This window comes from Spirosoma pulveris (genome assembly GCF_054781875.1).
Genome location: NZ_BAAGTO010000009.1, coordinates 126370 through 148765 on the forward strand (window position 1 = coordinate 126370; position 22396 = coordinate 148765).

17 protein-coding genes and 1 pseudogene are annotated in these 22396 nt (G+C 49.2%); 15 read left to right on the forward strand and 3 right to left on the reverse strand.

Annotated elements, in window-relative coordinates:
- Positions 1–36: 36 nt before the first annotated feature.
- The 4 genes and pseudogenes from ACYVJM_RS24645 to ACYVJM_RS24660 form a co-directional block, all read left to right on the forward strand.
- A pseudogene (locus ACYVJM_RS24645) lies at positions 37–195 on the forward strand (type II toxin-antitoxin system HicA family toxin); the annotation flags it as partial.
- 89 nt (positions 196–284) lie between these two features.
- Entirely contained in the window at positions 285–1898 is a 1614-nt protein-coding gene (locus ACYVJM_RS24650; RefSeq protein WP_461150901.1) for an OmpA family protein, read from the forward strand.
- A gap of 111 nt (positions 1899–2009) precedes the next feature.
- Positions 2010–2876: a transglutaminase domain-containing protein gene (locus ACYVJM_RS24655; RefSeq protein ID WP_461150902.1), complete on the forward strand. Its 867-nt coding sequence runs from the start codon at positions 2010–2012 to the stop codon at positions 2874–2876.
- Positions 2877–2878: 2 nt separating this feature from the next.
- On the forward strand, positions 2879–3310 hold the full coding sequence (locus tag ACYVJM_RS24660) for a hypothetical protein (RefSeq protein WP_461150903.1): 432 nt from the start codon (positions 2879–2881) through the stop codon (positions 3308–3310).
- A 75-nt stretch (positions 3311–3385) separates the two neighbouring features.
- Here the strand turns inward: ACYVJM_RS24660 and ACYVJM_RS24665 are convergent, their stop codons facing one another.
- Positions 3386–4321: a hypothetical protein gene (locus tag ACYVJM_RS24665; RefSeq protein WP_461150904.1), complete on the reverse strand. Its 936-nt coding sequence runs from the start codon at positions 4319–4321 to the stop codon at positions 3386–3388.
- Between the two features lie 373 nt (positions 4322–4694).
- Between ACYVJM_RS24665 and ACYVJM_RS24670 the strand changes: the two genes are divergently transcribed.
- Both ACYVJM_RS24670 and ACYVJM_RS24675 read left to right on the forward strand, forming a co-directional pair.
- The gene (locus ACYVJM_RS24670; protein ID WP_461150905.1) at positions 4695–5510 is read left to right on the forward strand and encodes an Fpg/Nei family DNA glycosylase; all 816 of its coding nucleotides are present in this window, start codon (positions 4695–4697) and stop codon (positions 5508–5510) included.
- Between the two features lie 68 nt (positions 5511–5578).
- Entirely contained in the window at positions 5579–6439 is an 861-nt protein-coding gene (locus ACYVJM_RS24675) for a pirin family protein (protein ID WP_461150906.1), read from the forward strand.
- 97 nt (positions 6440–6536) lie between these two features.
- On the opposite strand, the gene ACYVJM_RS24680 is transcribed toward ACYVJM_RS24675, so the two are convergent.
- Positions 6537–7802, reverse strand: coding sequence for a DNA polymerase Y family protein (locus ACYVJM_RS24680; RefSeq protein WP_461150907.1), 1266 nt, complete (start codon positions 7800–7802; stop codon positions 6537–6539).
- Between the two features lie 297 nt (positions 7803–8099).
- On the opposite strand from ACYVJM_RS24680, the gene ACYVJM_RS24685 reads away from it, so the two are divergent.
- A complete protein-coding gene (locus ACYVJM_RS24685; protein WP_461150908.1) occupies positions 8100–8636 on the forward strand; it encodes a S24 family peptidase in 537 nt (178 codons plus the stop codon).
- Between the two features lie 575 nt (positions 8637–9211).
- On the forward strand, positions 9212–9694 hold the full coding sequence (locus ACYVJM_RS24690; protein WP_461150909.1) for a hypothetical protein: 483 nt from the start codon (positions 9212–9214) through the stop codon (positions 9692–9694).
- Positions 9695–10174: 480 nt separating this feature from the next.
- On the opposite strand, the gene ACYVJM_RS24695 is transcribed toward ACYVJM_RS24690, so the two are convergent.
- The gene (locus tag ACYVJM_RS24695) at positions 10175–11956 is read right to left on the reverse strand and encodes an ABC transporter ATP-binding protein (RefSeq protein WP_461150910.1); all 1782 of its coding nucleotides are present in this window, start codon (positions 11954–11956) and stop codon (positions 10175–10177) included.
- A gap of 347 nt (positions 11957–12303) precedes the next feature.
- Between ACYVJM_RS24695 and fusA the strand changes: the two genes are divergently transcribed.
- The 7 genes from fusA to ACYVJM_RS24730 all read left to right on the forward strand — a co-directional run bounded on the left by fusA (position 12304) and on the right by ACYVJM_RS24730 (position 22345).
- Positions 12304–14418, forward strand: coding sequence for an elongation factor G (gene fusA / locus ACYVJM_RS24700; protein WP_461150911.1), 2115 nt, complete (start codon positions 12304–12306; stop codon positions 14416–14418).
- Positions 14419–14525: 107 nt separating this feature from the next.
- A complete protein-coding gene (gene rpsJ / locus ACYVJM_RS24705; RefSeq protein ID WP_012930032.1) occupies positions 14526–14831 on the forward strand; it encodes a 30S ribosomal protein S10 in 306 nt (101 codons plus the stop codon).
- Positions 14832–15009: 178 nt separating this feature from the next.
- Positions 15010–17067 (forward strand): DNA mismatch repair endonuclease MutL, encoded by a 2058-nt coding sequence (gene mutL, locus ACYVJM_RS24710; RefSeq protein ID WP_461150912.1) that lies wholly within the window; start codon positions 15010–15012, stop codon positions 17065–17067.
- Positions 17068–17102: 35 nt separating this feature from the next.
- Positions 17103–17882: a rhomboid family intramembrane serine protease gene (locus ACYVJM_RS24715; RefSeq protein WP_461150913.1), complete on the forward strand. Its 780-nt coding sequence runs from the start codon at positions 17103–17105 to the stop codon at positions 17880–17882.
- A 3-nt stretch (positions 17883–17885) separates the two neighbouring features.
- The gene (locus ACYVJM_RS24720; protein ID WP_461150914.1) at positions 17886–18812 is read left to right on the forward strand and encodes a rhomboid family intramembrane serine protease; all 927 of its coding nucleotides are present in this window, start codon (positions 17886–17888) and stop codon (positions 18810–18812) included.
- 248 nt (positions 18813–19060) lie between these two features.
- Positions 19061–20995: a 1-deoxy-D-xylulose-5-phosphate synthase gene (dxs, locus tag ACYVJM_RS24725; protein ID WP_461150915.1), complete on the forward strand. Its 1935-nt coding sequence runs from the start codon at positions 19061–19063 to the stop codon at positions 20993–20995.
- A 108-nt stretch (positions 20996–21103) separates the two neighbouring features.
- Positions 21104–22345 (forward strand): aspartate kinase, encoded by a 1242-nt coding sequence (locus ACYVJM_RS24730; RefSeq protein WP_461150916.1) that lies wholly within the window; start codon positions 21104–21106, stop codon positions 22343–22345.
- The last annotated feature ends 51 nt before the right edge of the window (positions 22346–22396 follow it).

Here is a 22396-nt window from a genome sequence, read left to right on the forward strand (position 1 = left end):
AAGCGGCCCATTGAAAACGTTTAAAAAAACGGCTGTTTTCTTAAAAGGATGGGAAAAGGCAGCCATCCTATTTATTACGATCCTGACTTAAAGACTACGGTTGCCGTTCCTTTTCCTGGTAAAGACATGAAGAAGTGGACGTTCCTGAGCATTCTAAAGGACGCTGGTATTGACATCTCTCTTTTAGATAAATAAAATCAGCTGGCAAACGCTGCGAAACCAAATACAAAACTTACTCCTCAAATCGTTCTTTTACAAGTCCCCCACTATCCTTCGTACCGTCCATGAACGTTTTTGGTGCCGTTGCTTCCTGTTTTCTATTGCTTGTCTCTTTGTTGGTAAACGGCCAGCCGAAGGCGGATTCGACCAGCGTTGAAAACCTCGGCAATCAGGTCAACTCCGAATACAACGAAATCAATCCGATGATTTCGCCGGATGGGAAAACGCTGTACTTCGCCCGTATCAGCCACCCCAACAACACCCATGGTACCAAAGGGAGCCAGGACATCTGGTATTCCGACCTCGACGCGACCAGTGGGAAATGGGGTCCGGCCCGGCGCATGGGCTTCCCGCTCAACAAAGACGAATACAACTGTGCCTACAGCATCACGCCCGATGGCAACACCATGCTCATCAAAGGCCAGTACAGTAACGGCAATTACGAAACACGCGGGTTCTCGCTGAGTAAGAAAACGGCTTCGGGCTGGTCGCCCCCGCAGAAAATAGACATTCCCGGATACGTAAGCATGAGCAAAGGGCAGTTTGACTGCGGGTTCATGTCGGCGGATGGCAAAGTGCTGCTGATGGCGTTCAGTGAAAAGAAAAACAGCAAGGAGGATGATATTTACGTGAGCTTCCGCCAAAAAGACGGGTCCTGGAGCAAGCCCATGAACCTGGGTGTAGAAGTAAATACGAAGTTCACCGAAACGACGCCTTTTTTAGCTCCCGATGGCGCTACATTGTATTTCTCCAGCGACCGCGAGGGCGGACGGGGCAGCAACGACATTTATGTGTGCAAGCGGGTCGATAAAACCTGGAAACACTGGTCGAAGCCGGTTAACCTCGGCACGAAAGTCAACACCGATGGCTACGATGCCTATTTTACCCTCAGTGCATCGGGTGATTACGCCTATCTGACCACCTTCAAAAACACCTTGGGTAAAGGCGATATTGTTCGTGTTAAACTGACGGATGATACCCCATCCAACCAACCCGGCAAAGTGGGGGGCAGCACGGATGTAGCAGCTAATACCGACGTTACACGCCCCGATCCCGTGGCCCTGATCAGCGGCAAGGTAGTTGATCAGGTTACGGGCAAGCCCATCGAAGCCCGCATTATCTACCAAACCCTTCCCGATGGCGCTGAGGCTGGCGAAGCCACGTCAGACCCAATTACGGGCGAGTACAAAATCATACTGCCTTATGGCCAGCGCTACACCATGCGGGCGGTAGCCAAAGACTTCATCGCCGAAGGAGCCAATATTGATTTAACACAGCCGAAAGGCTACCAGCAGATTACGGACAAACAATTAAAACTGATTCCGATTGAAGTAGGCAGCATCGTCCGGCTGAACAACATCTTCTTCGACACAGGAAAATCTGAACTACGCCCCGAATCCGGCCCCGAACTCGACCGGCTCGTAACTACGCTGAATGAAGCCCCCAAAATGACCATCGAAGTTCGCGGGCATACTGACAATACGGGTTCCAAGGAAATAAACGCCAAACTTTCGCAGGACCGGGCCGACGCCGTTCGGGAGTATTTCATCAGCAAAGGCATCGAACCAGACCGCATTGCCAGCAAGGGATTTGGCGAAGCGAAACCAACGGCCACCAACGATACCGACGAAGGCCGCCAGCAGAATAGACGGGTAGAGTTTGTGATCGTGAAAAAGTAAACTGGTTTTCAGCCTTTTCCGACAAAACCTGCTGTTGGGCATCAACTATACACAGTTATTTGTGTTTGACTTTTAACAAACCAAATGTCTCATTTCATTACCTATTAAGCGATGCAACTCAACGCTGGCTGCGAACTCTCCTTTCATGCCCAAACGCCAACTCCCCTTATTCTGATGCTGAGGCCCCGCTCGGGAGCCGGTCAGTGGATTATCCGGGAAGAATATCAGATAACTCCTGCCGTTAATGTTACCGAGTTTACGGACATGTACGGTAACCTTTGTCAGCGGGTTGTTGCGCCGGAAGGACCTTTTTCTATTCACTTTTCGGCAACGGTGCAAACCGCTGATACAATCGACACGGCCCCCGGCGCTCCCTACACACCCGTTGAGGAGTTACCGGATGACGTGCTCCATTATACGCTCCCGAGCCGGTACTGCCAATCCGATCAGTTGGGCGAACTGGCCACTGAAATTACCAAAGATGCCGAGCCCGGGTACGATCAGGCCGAAGCGATCAGGAAGTGGATTCAGGAATCCGTTACTTACCAATACGGCACCAGCGATGCCAGCACATCGGCCGTAGATACAGCCGCCAGCCGCATTGGCGTTTGTCGTGATTTTACCCATCTGGGCATTTCTCTTTGCCGGGCATTGAATATCCCGGCCCGAATGGTCGTTGGCTATTTGTATCAGCTCGATCCAATGGACCTCCATGCCTGGTTTGAAGCCTATGTCGACGGCCGCTGGTTTACCTTCGACGCAACACAGGCCAAGCCACTCGGTAACCGGATTACAGTAGCCTATGGTCGGGATGCCGCTGATGTGGCGTTTACAACACAATTTGGTGCCATGACGCTCGATGAAATGAAGGTCTGGGTTGATGTTGCGCAAACGGATGCGAACGAAAGTGAAAAAAAAGCAAATGACGCGCCAACCCTTTCAAGCTCAGTGGGGTCTACCAATCAAACAATGAACTAACTATGAAAAAACGACTGCTTTTCTGCTCGTTTGTAGGGATACTGACAGCATGCCAGCGTGAAGGAGATATTCAACCGAATATCACGACACTGACAGGTGAAGTAGTCGGTACTTACCACACTAATTTTTACCTCGACCCTGCCGTTGCGCTTTCATCGGGCCAACTGCCGTATGCGGAAATAAAGGCCGAATCAGACAGCACAGTTACGCTGATCGTACATCGGCCGACCCAAATAGATTGGACCATTCAGCATGTCAGTCTGAGCCGTCAGTCGGCCAGCATTCAACTCAACGTTGGCAGTTCAACCGTTGCTACCCTACAAAGCGATCAGGTTTTTACCAGCAACGGAATGGAAAAAGATGGAAAGCTTTTGCGCATTACGCTGCAGAATGGTTCCGAAAACACGGTCAACTTTACAGGTGCCAGACAGTAAAGACAGCTATAGTTCATAAAAAAAGCGTGATGCCGTTGGGCATCACGCTTTTTTTATGAACTAACAATCAGCTTATTAACGAACGGCAAACTCACCCGAACCAATCCGGAAACCTTCCGAATACAGCTCCACGGTATACTTACCGGGTTTGTAAGGAATGCCCCGTGTGTACATCAGTTCAACGTTTTGTCCGTTGTTAGTGTAGTTCACGGTTTGTTTGGTGGTATAAATGGTTTCGTTGCCATCTACCGTAAATGTACCCGAACCGTTGGCCATGTCAGATACAACAGCGCCCGTTGGGTCAAGTACCCGAACGAATACATCTTTCGGCTCTTCTTTTGTCAACGGGTTATCCAACAGCGTATAAACTAGTTTGATTTTGTCCAAACGCTTGGCTTTATACGAGTCGTCGTCTTTTACTTTTCCTTTAGCGTTCACCGCAAATACCTTTACGTTTTGGGCTTTCAAAGCGGCAGCGCGGGTAACTTTTGTCGATAGTTCCTGATTTTGTGAAACAACCGTCGTTACCGAATCGGCCAGTCGCTGGCGTTCTGTTTTAAGGCCGGTGTTTTCTTCATCAAGCACTTTGACGTTCGATGCCAGCGTTACGTTTTCGCGTTGCAGGTTAGAGATGAGCGTATCTTTCTCCACCAGAAAAGCTTCGTATTGCTTGATTTTGGCCTCATACTTAGCCAGTGAGATTCGGTTACCTTTTCGCAATGCAGCTTTATCCTGCTCCAGTTGCACTTTCATTTTTTCCAGTTCGGTAACGTCACCACCTAATTTCTGAACTTCAGCAATTTTGGCATCCAGCGCGGTCGAAATAGAATCTAACTTAACCCGGGTTGTTGACAGCTCTTCTACACGCTCCGAAATTGTCACTTCCTGGTTTTCAGAAACTTTCTTCTGATCGAAGTACAAATAACTGGATACACCAGCCAAACCCGTCATGATGATAAGGGCAGCCAGCAACGCGCCGTTAGTTTTTGACTTTTGCGGATTATTTTCCATTTAAAATTTTCAGTTTAACGATTGAACATGCACAAACTTTGCAAAAAAAGCCGCTTTCGCGGTTGTGTAGAGGTTGTTACATCTGATACTTTTTTTAATGAAGAGACTGGAAAATCGTCGGTAAAATTACCTGACAGACTGTTAGTTGAACGTCTTCATTACGCTTCGTATTGCCACATACAACAGCGAGCATTTTGAAAATGTTTTTAATCCAATAGCTAATTGCATGAAAACCAGCCATTGATAATCAACCGAATCTACCGCAAAATAAAGAAATTATACTCAGACGGCCGAAAAAACCTCCTGAACGGGCCATTTCCATGGCTTGTAACATCTCGGATGAACAGTGTGTTATCAGATAAAATCTGTTCCAATGCCCGAACTTCCAGAGGTCGAAATCAGACGCCAATACCTCGAAACATCATCGCTCCACCAGACAATAAATCATATCGAGGTCGAGGATAAGAAGCTCCTCACCACCGATTACGCTACCCTAGTCAATGCACTCGTTGGACGACAGTTTACCGGCACGCAACGGGTCGGTAAAAATTTGTTCGTCCTGACCGACGCGCCCGATGTTATTGTCCACATGCACTTTGGGATGACCGGCGATCTGGACTATTATCACGCATCGCTCGACCGGCCCCGCTTTGCCCGAATCGTGTTCGAGTTCAACTCCGGCTTCAATTTGGGCTTCCTTTGTCCCCGCAAGTTTGAGCGCGTTGGCCTGATCGACAATATAGATACGTTCTTACAGCGCAAAAAAATTGGCGAAGATGGGCTGAGTATATCCTTGGACACACTCACCAAACAAGTACGTCGCAAAAAAGCTTTCATCAAACCGGTGCTGCTGGACCAGAGCGTTGTGGCCGGTTTGGGTAACTGGATTGTAGATGAGGTGCTGTTTCAGGCGTTCATCCACCCCGAACAACGCGCCGATACCCTTACCGATGAACAGATGAGCGCCTTGCATCAGGCCATCCGGCTAGTACTCGAAACGGCCATCCGCTACGAAGCCACCTATCGCGACTTCCCGAACAGTTTCCTGATTCACGTTCGCGAGTGGGACGAGTCTCCTTACGATGATGTGGAAGCGCACAAATATTGCCCCCGTTGTAAAACACGCATCGAACGCTCCGTAGTAGGCGGGCGCACCACGTTCTTTTGTCCAAATGAGCAACGCGTGTAGTCGTGTATGTTTAAATGAACTAGTCACCGAGCTAGTTGGTTTTAAAATTAGATGTATCTACACGAATTATGGCAACACAACGTACAATTTCAGCTATACGAACCGCTACCCCCAACAGCGTGGGTGACGGATTTATTGGGTTAAACGCTTTTCATCCGCAAGGGTCACGTCCGTTCAATCCATTTCTATTGCTGGATCACCACGGCCCCATGCAGGTTCAGCCATCGGAGCGGCCCAAAGGTGTCGATCAGCACCCGCACCGGGGCTTCGAAACGGTAACGATCGTGTATGAAGGTGCTCTCGAACACCGCGATTCTGCCGGTAATAAAGGAAAACTCTTCTCGGGCGATGTGCAATGGATGACGGCGGCTTCGGGGATAATTCACGAAGAGAAACACGAACGGGAATTTTCGCGTCAGGGTGGCCAGCTCGACTTTGTCCAGTTATGGGTCAACCTGCCAGCTAAAGATAAAATGAGTCCACCGCGCTATCAGGACATTGCGTCCTCCCGAATTGCCACGTCTACCTTACCCGGTGGTGGCGAGTTACGGGTCATTGCGGGTGAGCTGGCCGGGCTGCATGGTCCGGCAAACACGTTTAGCCCGGTTGTTGTCGCAGATCTTACCCTGGCCAGCGGTCAATCGGAAACGATTACGGTTCCGGCTACGCATAATCTGATGATATACGTATTGAGCGGACAGTCAACTGTTAATGGAAGCAGCCTGGAACGTGGGCAGATAGCCCTCACGAACCCCGACGGCGACACCATTACGGTATCGACCACTACCGGCACTAAAATTCTTATTCTGGCTGGTGAGCCTATTCAGGAGCCGCTGGCTGTGTATGGCCCTTTTGTCATGAACACCCGCGAGGAAATCATGGCCGCTTTCGACGATTTCCAGAACGGGCGTATGGGGTCGCTGAATTAAGTTAGCCATTTGTAGTGAGGAAGTTGGGCAGGAAGGCGTGCACGGTCCAGAATCGTGGCACGCCTTTCTGCCCCATCCTTTTTCAATACCCCAATTCTTACAAATCCTTAATATTTCCGAAACCGATTACGTCTTTATAGACCGGATTATCGCGTAACTCAGTAGCCCGAATCAGCTTATCGGTGCCAAATTTCGCTTTGAGGTCGTAGAGTGTCTGGCGAAACTTTCCTTTACGATCGTCACGTTCAAACAGGTTCAATGGCACCACCTCGGCCGGAATGAAGTGAAAAACGGCCACGCACATACTCCGCAGGTGTTCATTCAACACCGGCTCGCAGCGGTGCGCCAGTTGAAACTTCTCCAGACGTTCCCGGATAATGCTGTATAGCTCCGGCCCATCCTGTTTTGGCTCGTTGAATCGGGCTTCGTAGTTATAGGTTTTGCCGTTATGATACCGGCAGGAGAACGACATATCCTGACAAAACACGCCTTTCTGTACCATCCGGCGTTCGAGCGTGAGACAGAGCGATTGCAGGAGTTCGTCCAGACGTTCGGGCGTGCTTCGCTGCTCCTGCGAAATAGTCCGCATCGCCGATATGCTCTTGTTGTCCGGATTAGTGTCTAAGTCTACTTCGCCCCCGAAGTTGAGCCGGATATGCCAGTGCCAGCCAATAATGCTCTTACAAACCGCCCGCAAGTGATCCGGTGCTGCATAGCGTAATTCGAGGGGTGTACGTACTCCACCCGCTTCCAGCCGGGCGGCCATGCGGTCGCCAATACCGGGGAGATCGGTAAGCCTCAGGGTTTTCAGTACGTCGTCAATTGTATCGGGTGCAATGATCGTCAGACCGTCCGGCTTTTGAACGTTGGAAGCCAGCTTGGCCAGAAATACATTCGGGGCAATCCCAATGGAACAGCGCAGCCAGTCGCCCACCTTTTGCCGGATCGCCTGTTTAATTGCGATCGCCGTCTGCGAGATGTCTTTGTAGACTAGCTGGTAATTTGTCAGGTCGACAACCGCTTCGTCAATACTTTTCGGCACAACATCGTCGGAGAAGGTTCGCAACACGTCGATGATCTTCACGTGATATTCCCGATAACGACCGGGGTGTGTTTCTATCGGCACCAGGTCCGGACATAGTCCAATGGCCTGATCCAGACGCATTCCGGTCTTTACGCCCCGCATCTTGGCTTCGACCGATGGAGCAATTATGCATCCGTTCTTGCCTGTGTAGACGCAAACGCCAACCGGCCTTCCCCGTAACCAGTAGTTATCCTGTTGCTCGCAGGAGGCAAAGAAACTGTTCATGTCCACAAATAGAACAGTTGGTTGCCTTTGGGTAAAAAGCCGGTTGCGATTCATTGATTTTGGGTAATAAAGTGACTTTCGGTGCTGTTAATCGTTTATATTTTGAGTATGTTTGTTGTAATACAAGCGCAATATATTTTACTTGTATTATAATCACTAGCTATCTGTACGGCAATGGCCGAAAATTGTTTAAAAAAAATAGCATCCCCCGTGACAATCCAGGACAGACTAAAGCAGGTTTTTGATGCCCTAGGCATAACTATTTATCAGATAGCCAAGGAGTTAGGCGAGAACCCATCAAAGTTTTATAATATTTTGAATGGCAGAGCCAAACCTTCTTACGACACTATCATGAGTTTGCTGGCCTGCTACCCCCAAATCAGCGCCGATTATCTGATCCGGGGCATCATGCCCGTCCTGAACTCCCCACAGGCAAACGCCAGGTTGCTCTCGGCCGATGATGACACCATTGAAGTGCCCTTCATACCGGTAAAATTTTACGCCACCTTTGTTGAGAGTTTCGCCGAAGGCATTCACTCGACCGATGTTGACTCCTTCCGGGTACGGAAACCCATTGTGAAGGGGCACAAGAACTCGGTTGTTCTGGAGATTTCGGGAAACAGCATGAGTCCGCAGCTGGCGCACGGCGCTAAAGTGCTGGCCATTCCCGTCAGCGAAAACAACTGGGAGTACCAGTCGGGGGGTGTTTATGCAGTGATGTACCGGGATTATTTCGTTGTGAAGCGCATCCGCGACAACGAACTCTTAACCCGCAAATACCTGACCCTCCACTCCGATAATCCCAACGGCGGCAATGTAACGGTGCCCTTGCAGGACATTCGCGGCCTTTGGAAGATCGTAGCGATCGTGGAAGCGCCGGTGGAGTAACGGCGACTTGCACTGACGAAAAAAGATTTATATACCACAGAGGCCCAGAGCACACAGCGGTTTTCCGTAACAGGCAAATGACCTGCTAACGGAAACCGCTGTGCGCTCTGGGCCTCTGTGGTTTTTTCATTTAGGCAGCTACACGTGTATAGGCTTGCTAAGCACGCCGACTGGCTCGTCTTGCCTTGGTCTATTCATCGGGTTGCAGACTAAATACAAAAGAACAGGTAACAGCAAAGCAGATTCTGGACATATTTAAAGAATCAGCCGTTATGAAAGCACTTGAAAATAAGCCGGAGGCCGAGGGAAACGAAATTCTGAGAGAAATTCTTTCTCAAACAAACGAAGAGAAACAGGTCAGAATGATCTTGACGATATTGAGGAGTTAAGCAAGTGCGCTAATTACCGACTTCAAAAATTTAAGTTGCTTGTGTTCTTTCGCCCTTGTGGTGGTTCCGTGAAACGTTCAAGATGGGTTACCGGCGATGACAGTATGTTTCAACAGAAAGATCAAATAAGCTGGACGAGCTTCAATTGACAAGGTAAGCGTTTTAAAAAACGGATTTAATTTAAGAATGATAAGATTCCTACTTGATTGTCAGACAACCGATATTATCATTATTACCACCAATTCTATTCAGAAAACTGATTTCTATTATATAGCCGATTTTCTCGAAACTAAGAAAAATGAGCATCATGAATACGAATTATCAATAAAGGATCTTTTCAGAGATTTACTGAATTATTGGCAGTCTCTTGTCGAAGAAGACTCGGATGAGTTCTATTTAATTTATGACTTGTCTGATCAATACATATCAGCTTTTCACTTGGAAAAGCGTGATTTTAAAGGTCGGCCGTATCTGACGATTACCAAAGAATACACGCAAGACTTGGCTGGCTGGGCAGTAACAAAGACCACAAGTCTTTCAGAGTTAAAAAGTAAAACGTGGGAAGTTGACAGCGGTTTTTCTATGCAAGTTAATCGTGATGTTATTCTACAAGGCATTAGATGGAGCTTGGAAAATTTACGAATCAACACTAATCTCGTTGACCTTTAAGGTAAAAAACGGGCAACTGCCTATAGACAGGTAGCAAGAAAAATTAAAACTGGCCTACAAGCTCCCTTTGGGCTACTGCTTCTTTGAATTTATCCTTTACTCAATGCCAAGAAGCGTTAGCTGCAAAGCGTCTACAACGCTGCTGTGGCAAAAGGTTTTTGGATCAACACCAATGCTGGAAGCAACTACATCGACTATTGGGCGGAAGGCGTTCAGGACTGGTTTGACGTCAATAAGTAGGCAATTCCTACTTATTGCGTTCATAACGAAACAAATATCCATGAAGATCTTAAAACGTATAACCCGAAATTTTACGAATTGATAAGCCGGTCCTTTAACATCCCTGCTGAAAAGTGAGTTGTCAGGCAGGTAAATAGTGTCAATAGAAAAGTCCGGTTTTGTGTTACTCCTGTAAAGAAGTAACACAAAACCGGACCAGACATACAAATCAGCTTGTTCAGCTATACCTTTCTCTTCACTTTACGCCAGCACTGGCTGTTCCATTACATCCTTCTGATGCGCCCACATCTCCTGGAATACGTCGCTCCGCACCTGTAGCTCCGCAAAGCTGCCTTCGTCGATGATCTTGCCATCCTGCATGATGTAGATGTAGTCGAACAGGGGGAGCAAATGCAGGCGGTGCAGCGTCGAGACAACCGCCTTATCGGCAAACTCATTGAGCAGTTTACGGTAAATAGCCAGTTCCGTTTTCGGATCGATGCTGCTTGTAGGTTCATCGAGCAGAACGATGTCGCTGGTGCGGGCGGCCAATACACCACGCGCCAGTGCCAGCCGCTGCCGCTGCCCGCCCGACAAATTCAGTCCTTTCTCCTGAATGCTTGTTTCCAGCCCATTGGGCAGTCGATTTACCACCTCATTGAAACGGGCTACCTGACAAACCCGGGCAATCGTTTCATCGTCGAACGGCAGACCGAGGGTGATGTTATAGGCAATCGTATTCTCGAAGATTTCCGGCTCCTGCGGAAACAGCGTTACCGTATTCGTGACGGCGTTCAGACCCGCTTGTTCCTCGCCATCTACATAAACTGACATACCCGGCTCCGGCTGGTACAATCCGCGCAGCAATGTCAGCAGGGTACTTTTGCCGGAACCGCTCTCACCAATGAAGGCTATCCGCTGACCCCGTCTTAAACTAATTTGCAGTTCACTCAGGTTCGCCACCTTTTTGGAGGTACCGAAAGTGCGGCCATGTGAGAAATTAAGGCCGCTAATACTGATCGTTTTCCAGTTTTCGGGTAGTCTCTCATCTTCCGGGCGCACATGCTGTGCGTAAGCCTCGCCAATACCCCGCGCCGTCTGCACATCGGTGTTGTACTGTACAATCTGTGTGTACTGAAAGGCTACATCATTGAATACACTCGTAAACTGGTTAACATACCCCAGCAGGGTTACCAGGCCACCAATCATGAACACCTGCCCCGGCACATAATGCTGGTAGATGTAGCCCGTCGACATAACAATGTAAATCAGCGTGACCAGCAGGGTAGCCACAAACCACTTCCACTCGTTGATCTTTACCTGTTTCAGAAACGGAGGAAGAACCGCATCCATTTTCTGACCGAAACTCACCTGTATACGTTGCTCCAGCCGCAGGGTAATGACAGTGATGATATTAGACAGATTGTCGAAGAGACTGGCCGAAACAACGTGCTCGTGTTCGTTGGTTTCATCGAGTGCTTTAATAAACGGACGGTCGAAGCGGAGAATGACCCAAACCGTCAGCGCGCCCAGCCCCAGACCGATAATGCCGAACAGGGGGGAAAAATACAGCATGGCACCAAAGGAGAAAACCAGCTTGAACAGCGCGTTCAGGTAGACGAATCCTCCCTGAAAAAAGCCTTTCAACGCATCGTAAGCTTTCCGGATTCGGCTGATGGTATCACCGCTATGGTGTTCCTTATGCCAGCTAACGGGCAGGTGCAGCGTTTGGTGAAACATTTCATCCAGGAAATTTCGGCTCAGGTTAAAGGCCAGTCGGCGTTCCATAACCCGTGCCGGACCATGGAAAGACCAGTCCAGCAACATAAGGCCCAAATGCGCCCCGGCATACATCCAGATCAGCCTGGGAATATCGGTTTGTTGCTTTTGAAGTTCACCAACAAACCAGCCAAATAACAGAGGGAAAGCAGCTCTAACCAGGTTGGCCAGAACAAAGAGGCAATATACGAGCACATACTGTCGCTTTTCGTATCGTGCATACGTCCAGGCAGTACGTAGCAGGGCTACATACGGATTTTTCATGAAGGTTCAAGTTACGGTCTATTTACTCTAACGAATATAGGGACATATATTCACAAAAAAAGGAAATCGTTAACAAAATGTAAATTTTAATCTACATTAAAGTGTTCGGGTACAGCTCGTCATTTTACGCTGACGGGCGTGAGTGCCATTAGGTGCTCTATAATTGTACGGGCCAGGCCTATTTGTAACACAAGCGGTTCGTTAACAGTATATTCTTTACGATTCAATTTGATTTGTGGTTGACTTTCAGTAATTTTGCGTCCTGATTCGCAAAGAGGCCTGCCAATAACGTGCAAGCGCTTCTTTCTTCGATTGTAGAAAAACATAACTTTCAGTATAACAAGCTAATGGCTCGCGATTTAAATTTCACGAGAAACATCGGTATCGCTGCCCACATTGATGCGGGTAAGACGACAACAACCGAACGAATTCTCTATTACGCCGGGGTAAGCCACAAGATTGGTGAGGTGCACGATGGTGCCGCAACGATGGACTGGATGGAACAGGAGCAGGAGCGTGGTATTACCATTACCTCAGCCGCTACCACTGTTGACTGGACCTACCGTGACAAAAAGTACCACATTAACATCATTGACACACCAGGCCACGTTGACTTCACGGTTGAAGTGAACCGTTCGCTGCGTGTACTGGATGGTCTGGTGTTCCTTTTCAGCGCCGTTGACGGTGTTGAGCCACAGTCGGAAACCAACTGGCGTCTGGCCAACAATTACAACGTAGCTCGTTTAGGCTTCGTTAACAAAATGGACCGCTCCGGTGCCGACTTCCTGAACGTGTGCAAGCAGGTTAAGGAAATGCTGGGCAGTTACGCTGTTCCCCTTCAGTTGCCAATCGGCGAAGAAGAGAACTTCAAAGGTGTAGTTGACCTCGTTAACTTCCGCGGTATCCAGTGGAATGAAGATGATAAAGGTATGACATTCCAGGAGGTACCCATCCCGGCCGATATGCTGGACGAGGCTACCGAATGGCGTGAAAAACTGCTGGAAGCCGTTGCCGAATTCGACGACTCCCTGATGGAGAAATACTTTGAAGATCCTGAATCGATCTCGGAAGACGAAATTCTGGCGGCTTTGCGGAAAGCAACCATCAGCATGAAAATCGTTCCGATGCTTTGCGGTTCATCCTTCAAGAACAAAGGTGTGCAAACCATGCTCGATTACGTGATGGCCCTGTTGCCATCGCCAATGGACAAGGAAAGCATCAAAGGAACAAACCCAGACACCGGCGAAGAGATTTCTCGTAAGCCTTCGTCAACGGAGCCTTTCTCAGCCCTTGCGTTCAAAATTGCTACCGATCCTTACGTAGGTCGTCTCTGCTTCGTTCGTTCATACTCGGGCGTTCTGGAGTCTGGCTCATACATCCTGAATAACCGTTCGGGTAACAAAGAGCGGATTTCCCGGATTTTCCAGATGCACGCCAACAAGCAAAACCAGATCGAGCGTCTGGAAGCGGGTGACATCGGTGCCGTGGTTGGTTTCAAAGACATCAAGACGGGCGATACGCTGTCCGATGAAAAGAACCCAATCGTTCTGGAATCAATGGTATTCCCCGATCCCGTTATCGGTTACGCCATTGAGCCTAAGAAATCTGCCGACCAGGATAACTTCTCGAAAGCTATCGGTAAGCTGATCGAAGAAGACCCAACCCTTAAAGTTGAGTCGAACGAAGAAACCGGCCAGACCATTATCCGTGGTATGGGTGAGCTTCACCTCGAAATCATCATCGACCGGATGCGTCGTGAATTCAAGGTTGAAGTAAACCAGGGTGCACCACAGGTAGCCTATAAAGAGAAGCTGACGAAAAACGTTGAGCACCGCGAAGTTTACAAGAAACAAACGGGTGGTCGCGGTAAATTTGCCGATATCGTATTTGAACTCGGACCACGGGAACAGGACGAAACCGGTGTTGTTCAGCCAGGTCTGGAGTTTGTTAATGGTATCGTAGGTGGTGTTATTCCTCGCGAATTTATCCCCGCCGTTCAGAAAGGCTTTGACGAGTCGCTGAAAAACGGTCCGTTGGCTGGCTTCCCCCTCGAAAGCATGAAAGTCCGGTTGTTCCACGGTTCGTACCACGACGTTGACTCCGACTCACTGTCGTTCGAAATGGCCGCTCGTTTAGGTTTCCGTGAAGCCGCTCGTCAGGCTGGTCCGAAACTGCTCGAACCAATCATGGCCGTTGAAGTATTAACGCCGGAAGAATATACGGGTCCGATCACGGGTGACCTCAACCGTCGTCGGGGTGTGATGAAAGGAATGGATACGAAAGCCGGATCGCAGGTGATCAAGGCAGACGTCCCTCTCTCGGAACTGTTCGGTTATGTAACGGATCTGCGCACCATGTCGTCGGGTCGTGCTACGGCTAACCTGACATTTGCTCACTACGAAGTTGTTCCGCAAAACATTGCTGACGGCGTTGTAGCGAAAGAAAAAGGTACAGGAAAATAAGTCTTTCAGGATATTGGGCAGTTGGTCTGTTGACCGACTGCCCATTTTTGTGTCGCTGGAGTAAATGGTTCTTTCGGCGGCATTTTCACATAACGAACCAAAACACAATGAGCCAAAAAATTCGCATTAAACTGAAGTCGTTCGACCACATGCTGGTTGATAAGTCGGCCGAGAAGATCGTGAAAGCGGTTAAGTCGACGGGTGCTATCGTAAGCGGCCCCATCCCTCTGCCAACGAACAAAGAAATCTATACCGTACTGCGGTCGCCCCACGTCAATAAAAAGGCGCGGGAACAGTTCCAACTGTGCACCTACAAGCGTCTGGTAGACATTTACAGCAGCAGTGCTAAAACGGTAGACGCGCTCATGAAGCTCGAACTGCCCAGCGGTGTTGACGTTGAAATCAAGGTCTAACGATTTTTAGTTGAAGGCTTCAGATGCCGCTGGTAAGAGACGAAACCGTTTCTTACCAGCGGCATTTTTCCTTTCGTGGAATTTCCCTCGCATTCTGTTGAATTATACGGCCTTTTCACGGGTTATTTTTGTATATTGTAGGTACGGCATTCCAGCCGTTTGAGGAGATCTATCCGTTATGTTAAACGTTATTCAGCTACTACCCGATTCGATTGCTAACCAGATTGCGGCTGGTGAAGTTGTTCAGCGCCCTGCTTCGGTAGTCAAAGAGTTGCTGGAAAACTCGGTAGATGCGAAAGCGAAATCCGTACAGGTTATTGTTCGGGAAGCAGGCCGCAATTTAATTCAGATTGTGGACGACGGTCTTGGCATGACCGAAACCGACGCCCGCATGAGTTTCGAGCGCCATGCCACCTCCAAAATCCGTTCGTCAGACGATCTGTTCCGTATTCGGACCATGGGTTTCCGGGGCGAAGCGCTGGCGTCTATTGCAGCCGTAGCGCAGGTTGAAATGCGCACCCGCCGGGCCGAAGAAGAGTTGGGTACACTCATTCGAATTGAAGGTTCCGACATCAAAGCGCAGGAAGCTATTTCGTGTTTACCCGGAACAAACCTCCTGATCAAGAATCTATTTTTTAATGTACCCGCCCGGCGCAACTTCCTGAAGTCGAACTCGGTGGAAATGCGTCATATCATCGACGAGTTTCAACGGGTAGCCCTCGCCAATCCGGAAGTTGCGTTCTCCCTGTTTCATAACGATCAGGAAATCTACAATCTCCCAGCCGGAAAGCTGAGCCGCCGAATTGTTGATATGTTCGGCAAAAGTTACCGCGAGCAGCTGAATTTCTGTGAAGAACAGACGCCGTATGTGACCGTACACGGATACATCGGCAAGCCCGAATCGGCCAAGAAAGCCCGTAACGAACAGTTTTTTTTCGTTAATAACCGGTTCATCAAGCACAACTACCTGCACCATGCAGTGGTAGGTGCCTATGAAGGGACATTGCCCGAAGGCAGCCACCCGTTTTACGTGCTGTTTATCGACATTGATCCGTCTCACATTGACATTAACATTCACCCGACCAAGACAGAGATAAAATTCGATGATGAGCGGTCGGTGTACGCGATCATGATGGCGGCTGTTCGAAAAGCGGTTGGGCTTTATAACCTCTCGCCCTCCCTCGACTTCGACTCAGACGTTAACTTTCTGTCGGGGGTTCGTCCAAAGCCTGCATCGACCGATGCCAGTGTAAATCGCAACGGCGAGGCCGATACCAGGTCTGTGGCAAGTGCATCGGTGGCCGCACGACCTATTTCACCTTCCTGGGCATCGGGAGGAACGCAGCAACCCGCCAGCGAGCGCACATCGTTACGAAATGAGTCTCTGGACAAGGCTGCGGGCTCCAGCTTCGACATGCCCCGCAAAGCAGACCCTAAACCGTCTGTCAATAACTGGCAAACGCTGTATGAAGGCGTTGCCGGCAATACAGGCCCTTCATCACGTCCAACAGCGGAGCCCGTTGAGAAGGGCGACTGGCTGGGACCGGCGAAACCAGCACCCGCCACAACGGAACAGCCAACAACGGAAAATGAACCCATTACCCTTGGTAGCCGGGCCAACCAGTTGCAGGTAAGTCTGGAGTCGCCGGAACAAGATGTGCCGGTACTGGTTGATGATGATAACATCGTTCAGATACAGAATCGGTATTTGCTGGCTCCCATCAAGTCGGGTATGCTGTTGATCGACCAGCGCCGTGCCCATGAGCGGATTCTATACGATCAGTTTCATGCCTCGCTTACCAAGCGGAACGGGGCCTCGCAGCAGTTGTTGTTTCCAAAAACGATTTCGCTGATGCCCGTTGATTTTCAACTGGCTCTCGACCTTCGCGAAGACCTGATGAATCTGGGCTTTGAATTCGACGAACTGGGTGCCAATACGTTTGTTATACGGGGTGTACCTGCCCTGATCATGGGCGAGAATGAAGAGGAATTATTCGCTAACCTGCTGGCACAACTTCGGGCCGATACAGGGCGGTTAAAATTAGACCGAATAGAATCCATGGCTCGTTCGCTGGCTCGCCGGTCGGCCATGCGTTATGTTAATCGCCTGAGCACTACGGAGCGTAAGGCTTTAGTTAATCAATTGTTTGCGTCCGCCAATCCAAGTTATACACCTACTGGTGAGCCAGTAACGGTTGTGTTGTCGTTGGATAAAATTGCGGGGCTATTTCGCTGATATTTGCTTTAATCAGCATAACTTGTCATTATAAGATGTTTTCACTAACTCCAGTAGTACGCGCGATCTTAATAATAAACGTATTGGTTTTTCTGGTAACAAATGATGCAATCATTGAGCAGTTTGGATTGCACTCGTTTTTATCCGATCGATTCAATCCAATTCAATTGTTGACGCACATGTTCCTGCATGGTGGTTTTAACCACATTTTCAGCAACATGATTGGCTTGGTGGTGTTCGGCCCTATGCTGGAACGGTTTTGGGGACCGCAGCGGTTTACATTCTTTTACTTTTTTACCGGGCTGGGCGCTGCCTTATTGTTTTCGGGTATAAACTATTATGAAGTACACGACGTATATGAAACAGTGCTGTCCTATAGAGATAATCCGGGTTACGACAACTTTCTGGGATTTGTCGATCAGCACGCAGTTTCATACTACGATCGGTTAACGCCTTTTATTGATAAGTTTAAAAGCTTTCCAAACGATAGTAAGAATATTCAGGATAGTATTGCCATTGTCAATGGCATTTTTTCCAATCAGGTTGATGAGCCAATGGTTGGTGCGTCGGGAGCAATTTTTGGGGTTATAATGGGATTTGGACTATTGTTTCCGAACACTCAGCTTTTTTTATTGTTTCCACCTATACCGGTGAAGGCAAAGTATCTCGTTATCTTTTACGGGGCCTTTGAGCTTTACTCGGGTGTGTATCGGACACAAGCCGACAACGTTGCTCATTTCGCCCATATTGGCGGCATGCTGTTTGCATTTATACTGATCAAATACTGGGGTTCACAACGAAAAACGTTTTATTAAGGAATGAGCGGGTTGTTCGATGATTTTCGGAGCGAATTCAATAAGCCCAACAATACGTTGGTCCAATTGATATTAGTTAATGTCGTCATATTTCTGGTCCTGTTAGTGACTAAAGTCAGTCTAACAATGGCCGAAAATACGGGCGCGTATTTTTTCATTACGAGCCAGTTGATGGTTCCCGGTGAAATCCATGCGTTTTTACGTAAACCCTGGACGCTGTTCACGTACTTTTTCTCGCATGAGGAGATTTTCCATATTCTTTATAACATGCTGTTCCTGTACTGGTTCGGGCGGTTGATTGATGAATATCTGGGCAATCGGCGGCTAATGGGTTTGTACATTATGGGAGGCCTTGCCGGTGGATTACTGTACCTGGCCATGTACAACCTAGTACCCTTTTTTCAGAGCCAGGCCGATGGCGCACGCATGCTCGGGGCATCGGCTGCTGCTTTTTCAGTAGCCGTTGGAGCCGCGACTTTGCTACCCAACTACACCTTCCATTTACTGTTCTTTGGACCGGTGCGTATCAAATATATCGTCTTCTTCTTCATCATTCTTTCGGTCGCACAAACAGCCGGTACCAATGCAGGCGGGCACCTGGCTCACCTTGGTGGCGCACTAATGGGGTTTGTGTATGTAAAGCTGCTTCAAAACGGCACCGATCTCGGCCGTCCTATCTACTGGCTGGTGGATGGCTGGAGCAATCTGCTTAAACCAAAGCCAGCGGTTAAGGTGTCGTATCGGCAACGAAGCAACGCCAGTACACAGGCCAGTTCATATGTATCGGCCGCCGGGGCATCGTCTGCATCGGCCTCAACGCCAGACCAGGATGAAGTCGATATGATACTTGATAAGATTTCCCGCTCCGGCTATGAGAGTTTGACACGCGAAGAAAAACAAAAACTTTTCCGGGCCAGTCAACGCAACTAAACAGGGTGATTTAGCCAGTATTGAGCTAAATTTTATCCCTCTACCGGCCTTCTATAGACATTTACTATTCTTTTAAAAATCTAAGCCTTTGGCGCCTGCGTAAGTATGTAGGTCTCCGAAGGCTTAGATTTTTTATAATTCATAAAATTTGTACTAGCTTCGCTATAGAAATATATTTGCACGTCGTCAATAGAACAATGATTTCTATACGTGTGTTGTTGTAAGACAGACGCTTAGCTGCTACCATCATGCTGATTACCCCTGGCAGTCTTCTTGCCACCATTAATACGCCCGAAGATCTTCGCAAACTAGATAAATCCCGCTTACCCCAGGTTGCTGACGAACTACGTCAATTTATCATCGACGATGTATCTGTCTATGGTGGTCACTTCGGTGCCAGTCTGGGTGTAGTTGAACTAACTGTTGCCCTTCATTACGTTTTTAACACCCCCGATGACCAATTGGTCTGGGATGTAGGCCACCAGGCTTATGGACACAAAATCCTGACGGGTCGGCGGGAGAAGTTCCATACCAATCGATTCTACAAGGGTCTGTCGGGCTTTCCTAAGCGAAAAGAAAGCGAATACGACTCCTTTGGGGTTGGTCACTCGTCGACTTCCATCTCGGCCGCGCTGGGCATGGCCGTTGCCTCACAACTTCAGGGAAATACCCAGCGCAATCACATTGCGGTTATTGGCGATGGTGCCCTGACCGCAGGCGAAGCTTTCGAAGGTATGAACCATGCCGGAGCCACCGATAGCAACCTGCTGATTGTCCTCAATGACAACTGCATGAGCATCGACCCGAATGTTGGGGCCCTGCGCGAGTATCTTACCGACATTACCACCTCTCAGACGTACAACAAGGTAAAAGACGAGATCTGGAATCTGCTCGGCAAGATGGACAAACTCGGGAAAACGGCGCAGGAGCTGGTTTCTCAGGTTCAGTCGGGTATAAAGAGTTCACTGCTTGAGCAAAGCAACCTGTTCGAGTCGCTGCATCTGCGTTACTTCGGACCAATTGACGGTCATGACATCGACCATCTGGTTAGTGTTCTGGACGACATGAAGCACATTCCCGGACCCAAGCTTTTACACGTACTTACGGTGAAAGGAAAAGGGTACGGGCCTGCTGAAAAAGACCAGACCAAATGGCACGCGCCGGGTCTGTTCGATAAAGTGACGGGCGTCATTCAGAAGAAAATTTACGATACGCCACAACCACCCAAGTACCAGGATGTATTTGGGAATACGCTGGTTGAACTGGCAGAGCAGAATGCCCGTATTGTGGGCGTTACGCCCGCCATGCCGTCGGGTTCATCCATGAACATCATGATGAAGGCGATGCCAACGCGGGCATTTGATGTGGGCATTGCCGAACAGCACGCCGTAACGTTCTCGGCGGGTATGGCTACGCAGGGTGAAGTTGTTTTCTGCAACATTTACTCGACATTTATGCAGCGCGCCTACGATCAGGTGATTCACGACGTCTGCATTCAGGAATTGCCGGTTATTTTCTGCCTCGACCGTGCCGGTTTTGCCGGTGCTGATGGGCCTACGCACCACGGGGCCTATGATCTAGCCTATATGCGCTGCATTCCAAACATGATTGTGGCTGCGCCCATGAATGAGCAGGAACTCCGCAACATGATGTTCACCGCCCAGTCCGACGAGATTCAGCAGGGTAAGCAGGCTTTCACCATCCGATATCCACGAGGTGAAGGCGTTATGCCAAACTGGCGTACTCCGCTGGAGAAACAGGTAGTTGGTCAGGGACGGATGATCAGCGACGGCGAAGAAGTTGCCATTCTGACCATTGGCCACATTGGCAACTACGCCGTTGAAGCCACCGAAATGCTGGCGAAAGAGGGTATACGCCCCGCTCATTTCGATATGCGCTACGTGAAGCCCCTGGACGAAGCCCTGCTTCATCAAATCTTTAGCCGGTTTGACCGGGTAGTAACGGTTGAAGATGGCTGCGTGATGGGTGGGTTTGGTAGTGCTGTGCTGGAGTTCATGGCCAATCATGACTACATGGCCCGCGTGAAACGACTGGGGATACCTGACGCCGTTATTGAGCATGGCGAACAGATTGAGCTACACCGTGAATGCGGATTTGACCCAAAAGGGATTGCCGACGCCGTCCGCGAATTACTCTTTACAGGACGCGCTATAACTGTTTAATTTACGTAGGAGCACAAATAAGACGGATAAAATGGATTCGGGCGGATAGTGTATCCGTATAAATCTGTTCAATCCGTCTTATCTGTGTTCCTATCTTCTTTTACCGGAATGAAAGTTTTCAAATTTGGTGGCGCTTCCGTAAAGGATGCTGCCGGAGTTCGCAATCTGGCCGAGATTGTCAGGTCACAGGGTAAGAACATTCTTGTTGTCGTCTCGGCAATGGGAAAGACGACCAACGGCCTGGAAGCTCTCGTTCGGGCGTATGTCGACAAGCAAACGGAAGCTTGCCAACACCAATTTGATACCATTCGGACCTACCACAACGCCATAATTAACGAGCTGTCCGGTGATTTCAGCCCTGTTCACCAAACCTTTGCCCAGCTCGAAAATTACCTGAACCAACCGGTCAAAGGCCTATATGATGAGGTGTATGACCAGATTGTGTCGTTGGGCGAGGTGCTGTCAACGCAGATCATCGCGGCTTACTTAACCCAGGCCGGTCTCAACGCCCAATGGCTCGATGCCCGGCAGTTGGTTCGTACGGACACCACCTTTCGCGAAGGGCGAGTCGACTGGGACATAACCGGGCGACAGATAAAAGATGCCGTGAATAAAAGCGGGGTGAGTATAACCCAGGGGTTCATTGGTCAGGCGGAAGACAAGCGCACGACGACCCTTGGCCGCGAGGGGTCCGACTATACGGCGGCTATCTTTGCGTTTTGCCTCAATGCCGAAAGCGTTACCATCTGGAAAGATGTTCCGGGCGTGCTGAACGCCGATCCCAAATGGTTCGATGACACAGTACTGCTGGAACGGCTAACCTACCAGGATGCTATTGAACTGGCATATTATGGCGCAACGGTCATTCATCCAAAAACCATCAAGCCGCTTCAAAACAAAGGGATTCCGCTCTATGTACGCTCCTTTCTGAAGCCGGAAGCACCCGGAACGGTCATCGGTAATTACGAGCGGCACCTGACCATTCCATCGTTTATTTTCAAAGTCAACCAGGTATTGATCTCATTGCATCCGAACGACTTTTCGTTTATCGCGGAAGATAACCTGAGCCGCATTTTTGGCCGGTTTGCGCAGGCTGGGGTTAAAATCAACCTGATGCAAAACACCGCCATCAGCTTCTCCGTGGTTGTCGACAACAATCCCGACCGGGTACCTGCTTTACTGAATCTGTTGAAACAGGATTTCCGCGTAACGTATAACAGTGACGTAGAACTGATCACAATCCGCTATTACGACCAGAGCACCATTGACCGCGTCCTGCCCAACAAGAAACTACTCCTGGAGCAGAAAAGCCGATACACGGTTCAGCTCGTTGTTAAAGAGCTGAGTTAGGTCATATCCGGACCGGCCCCGGCTGTTGGGTTTAAATTCGGGGCTTTTTCG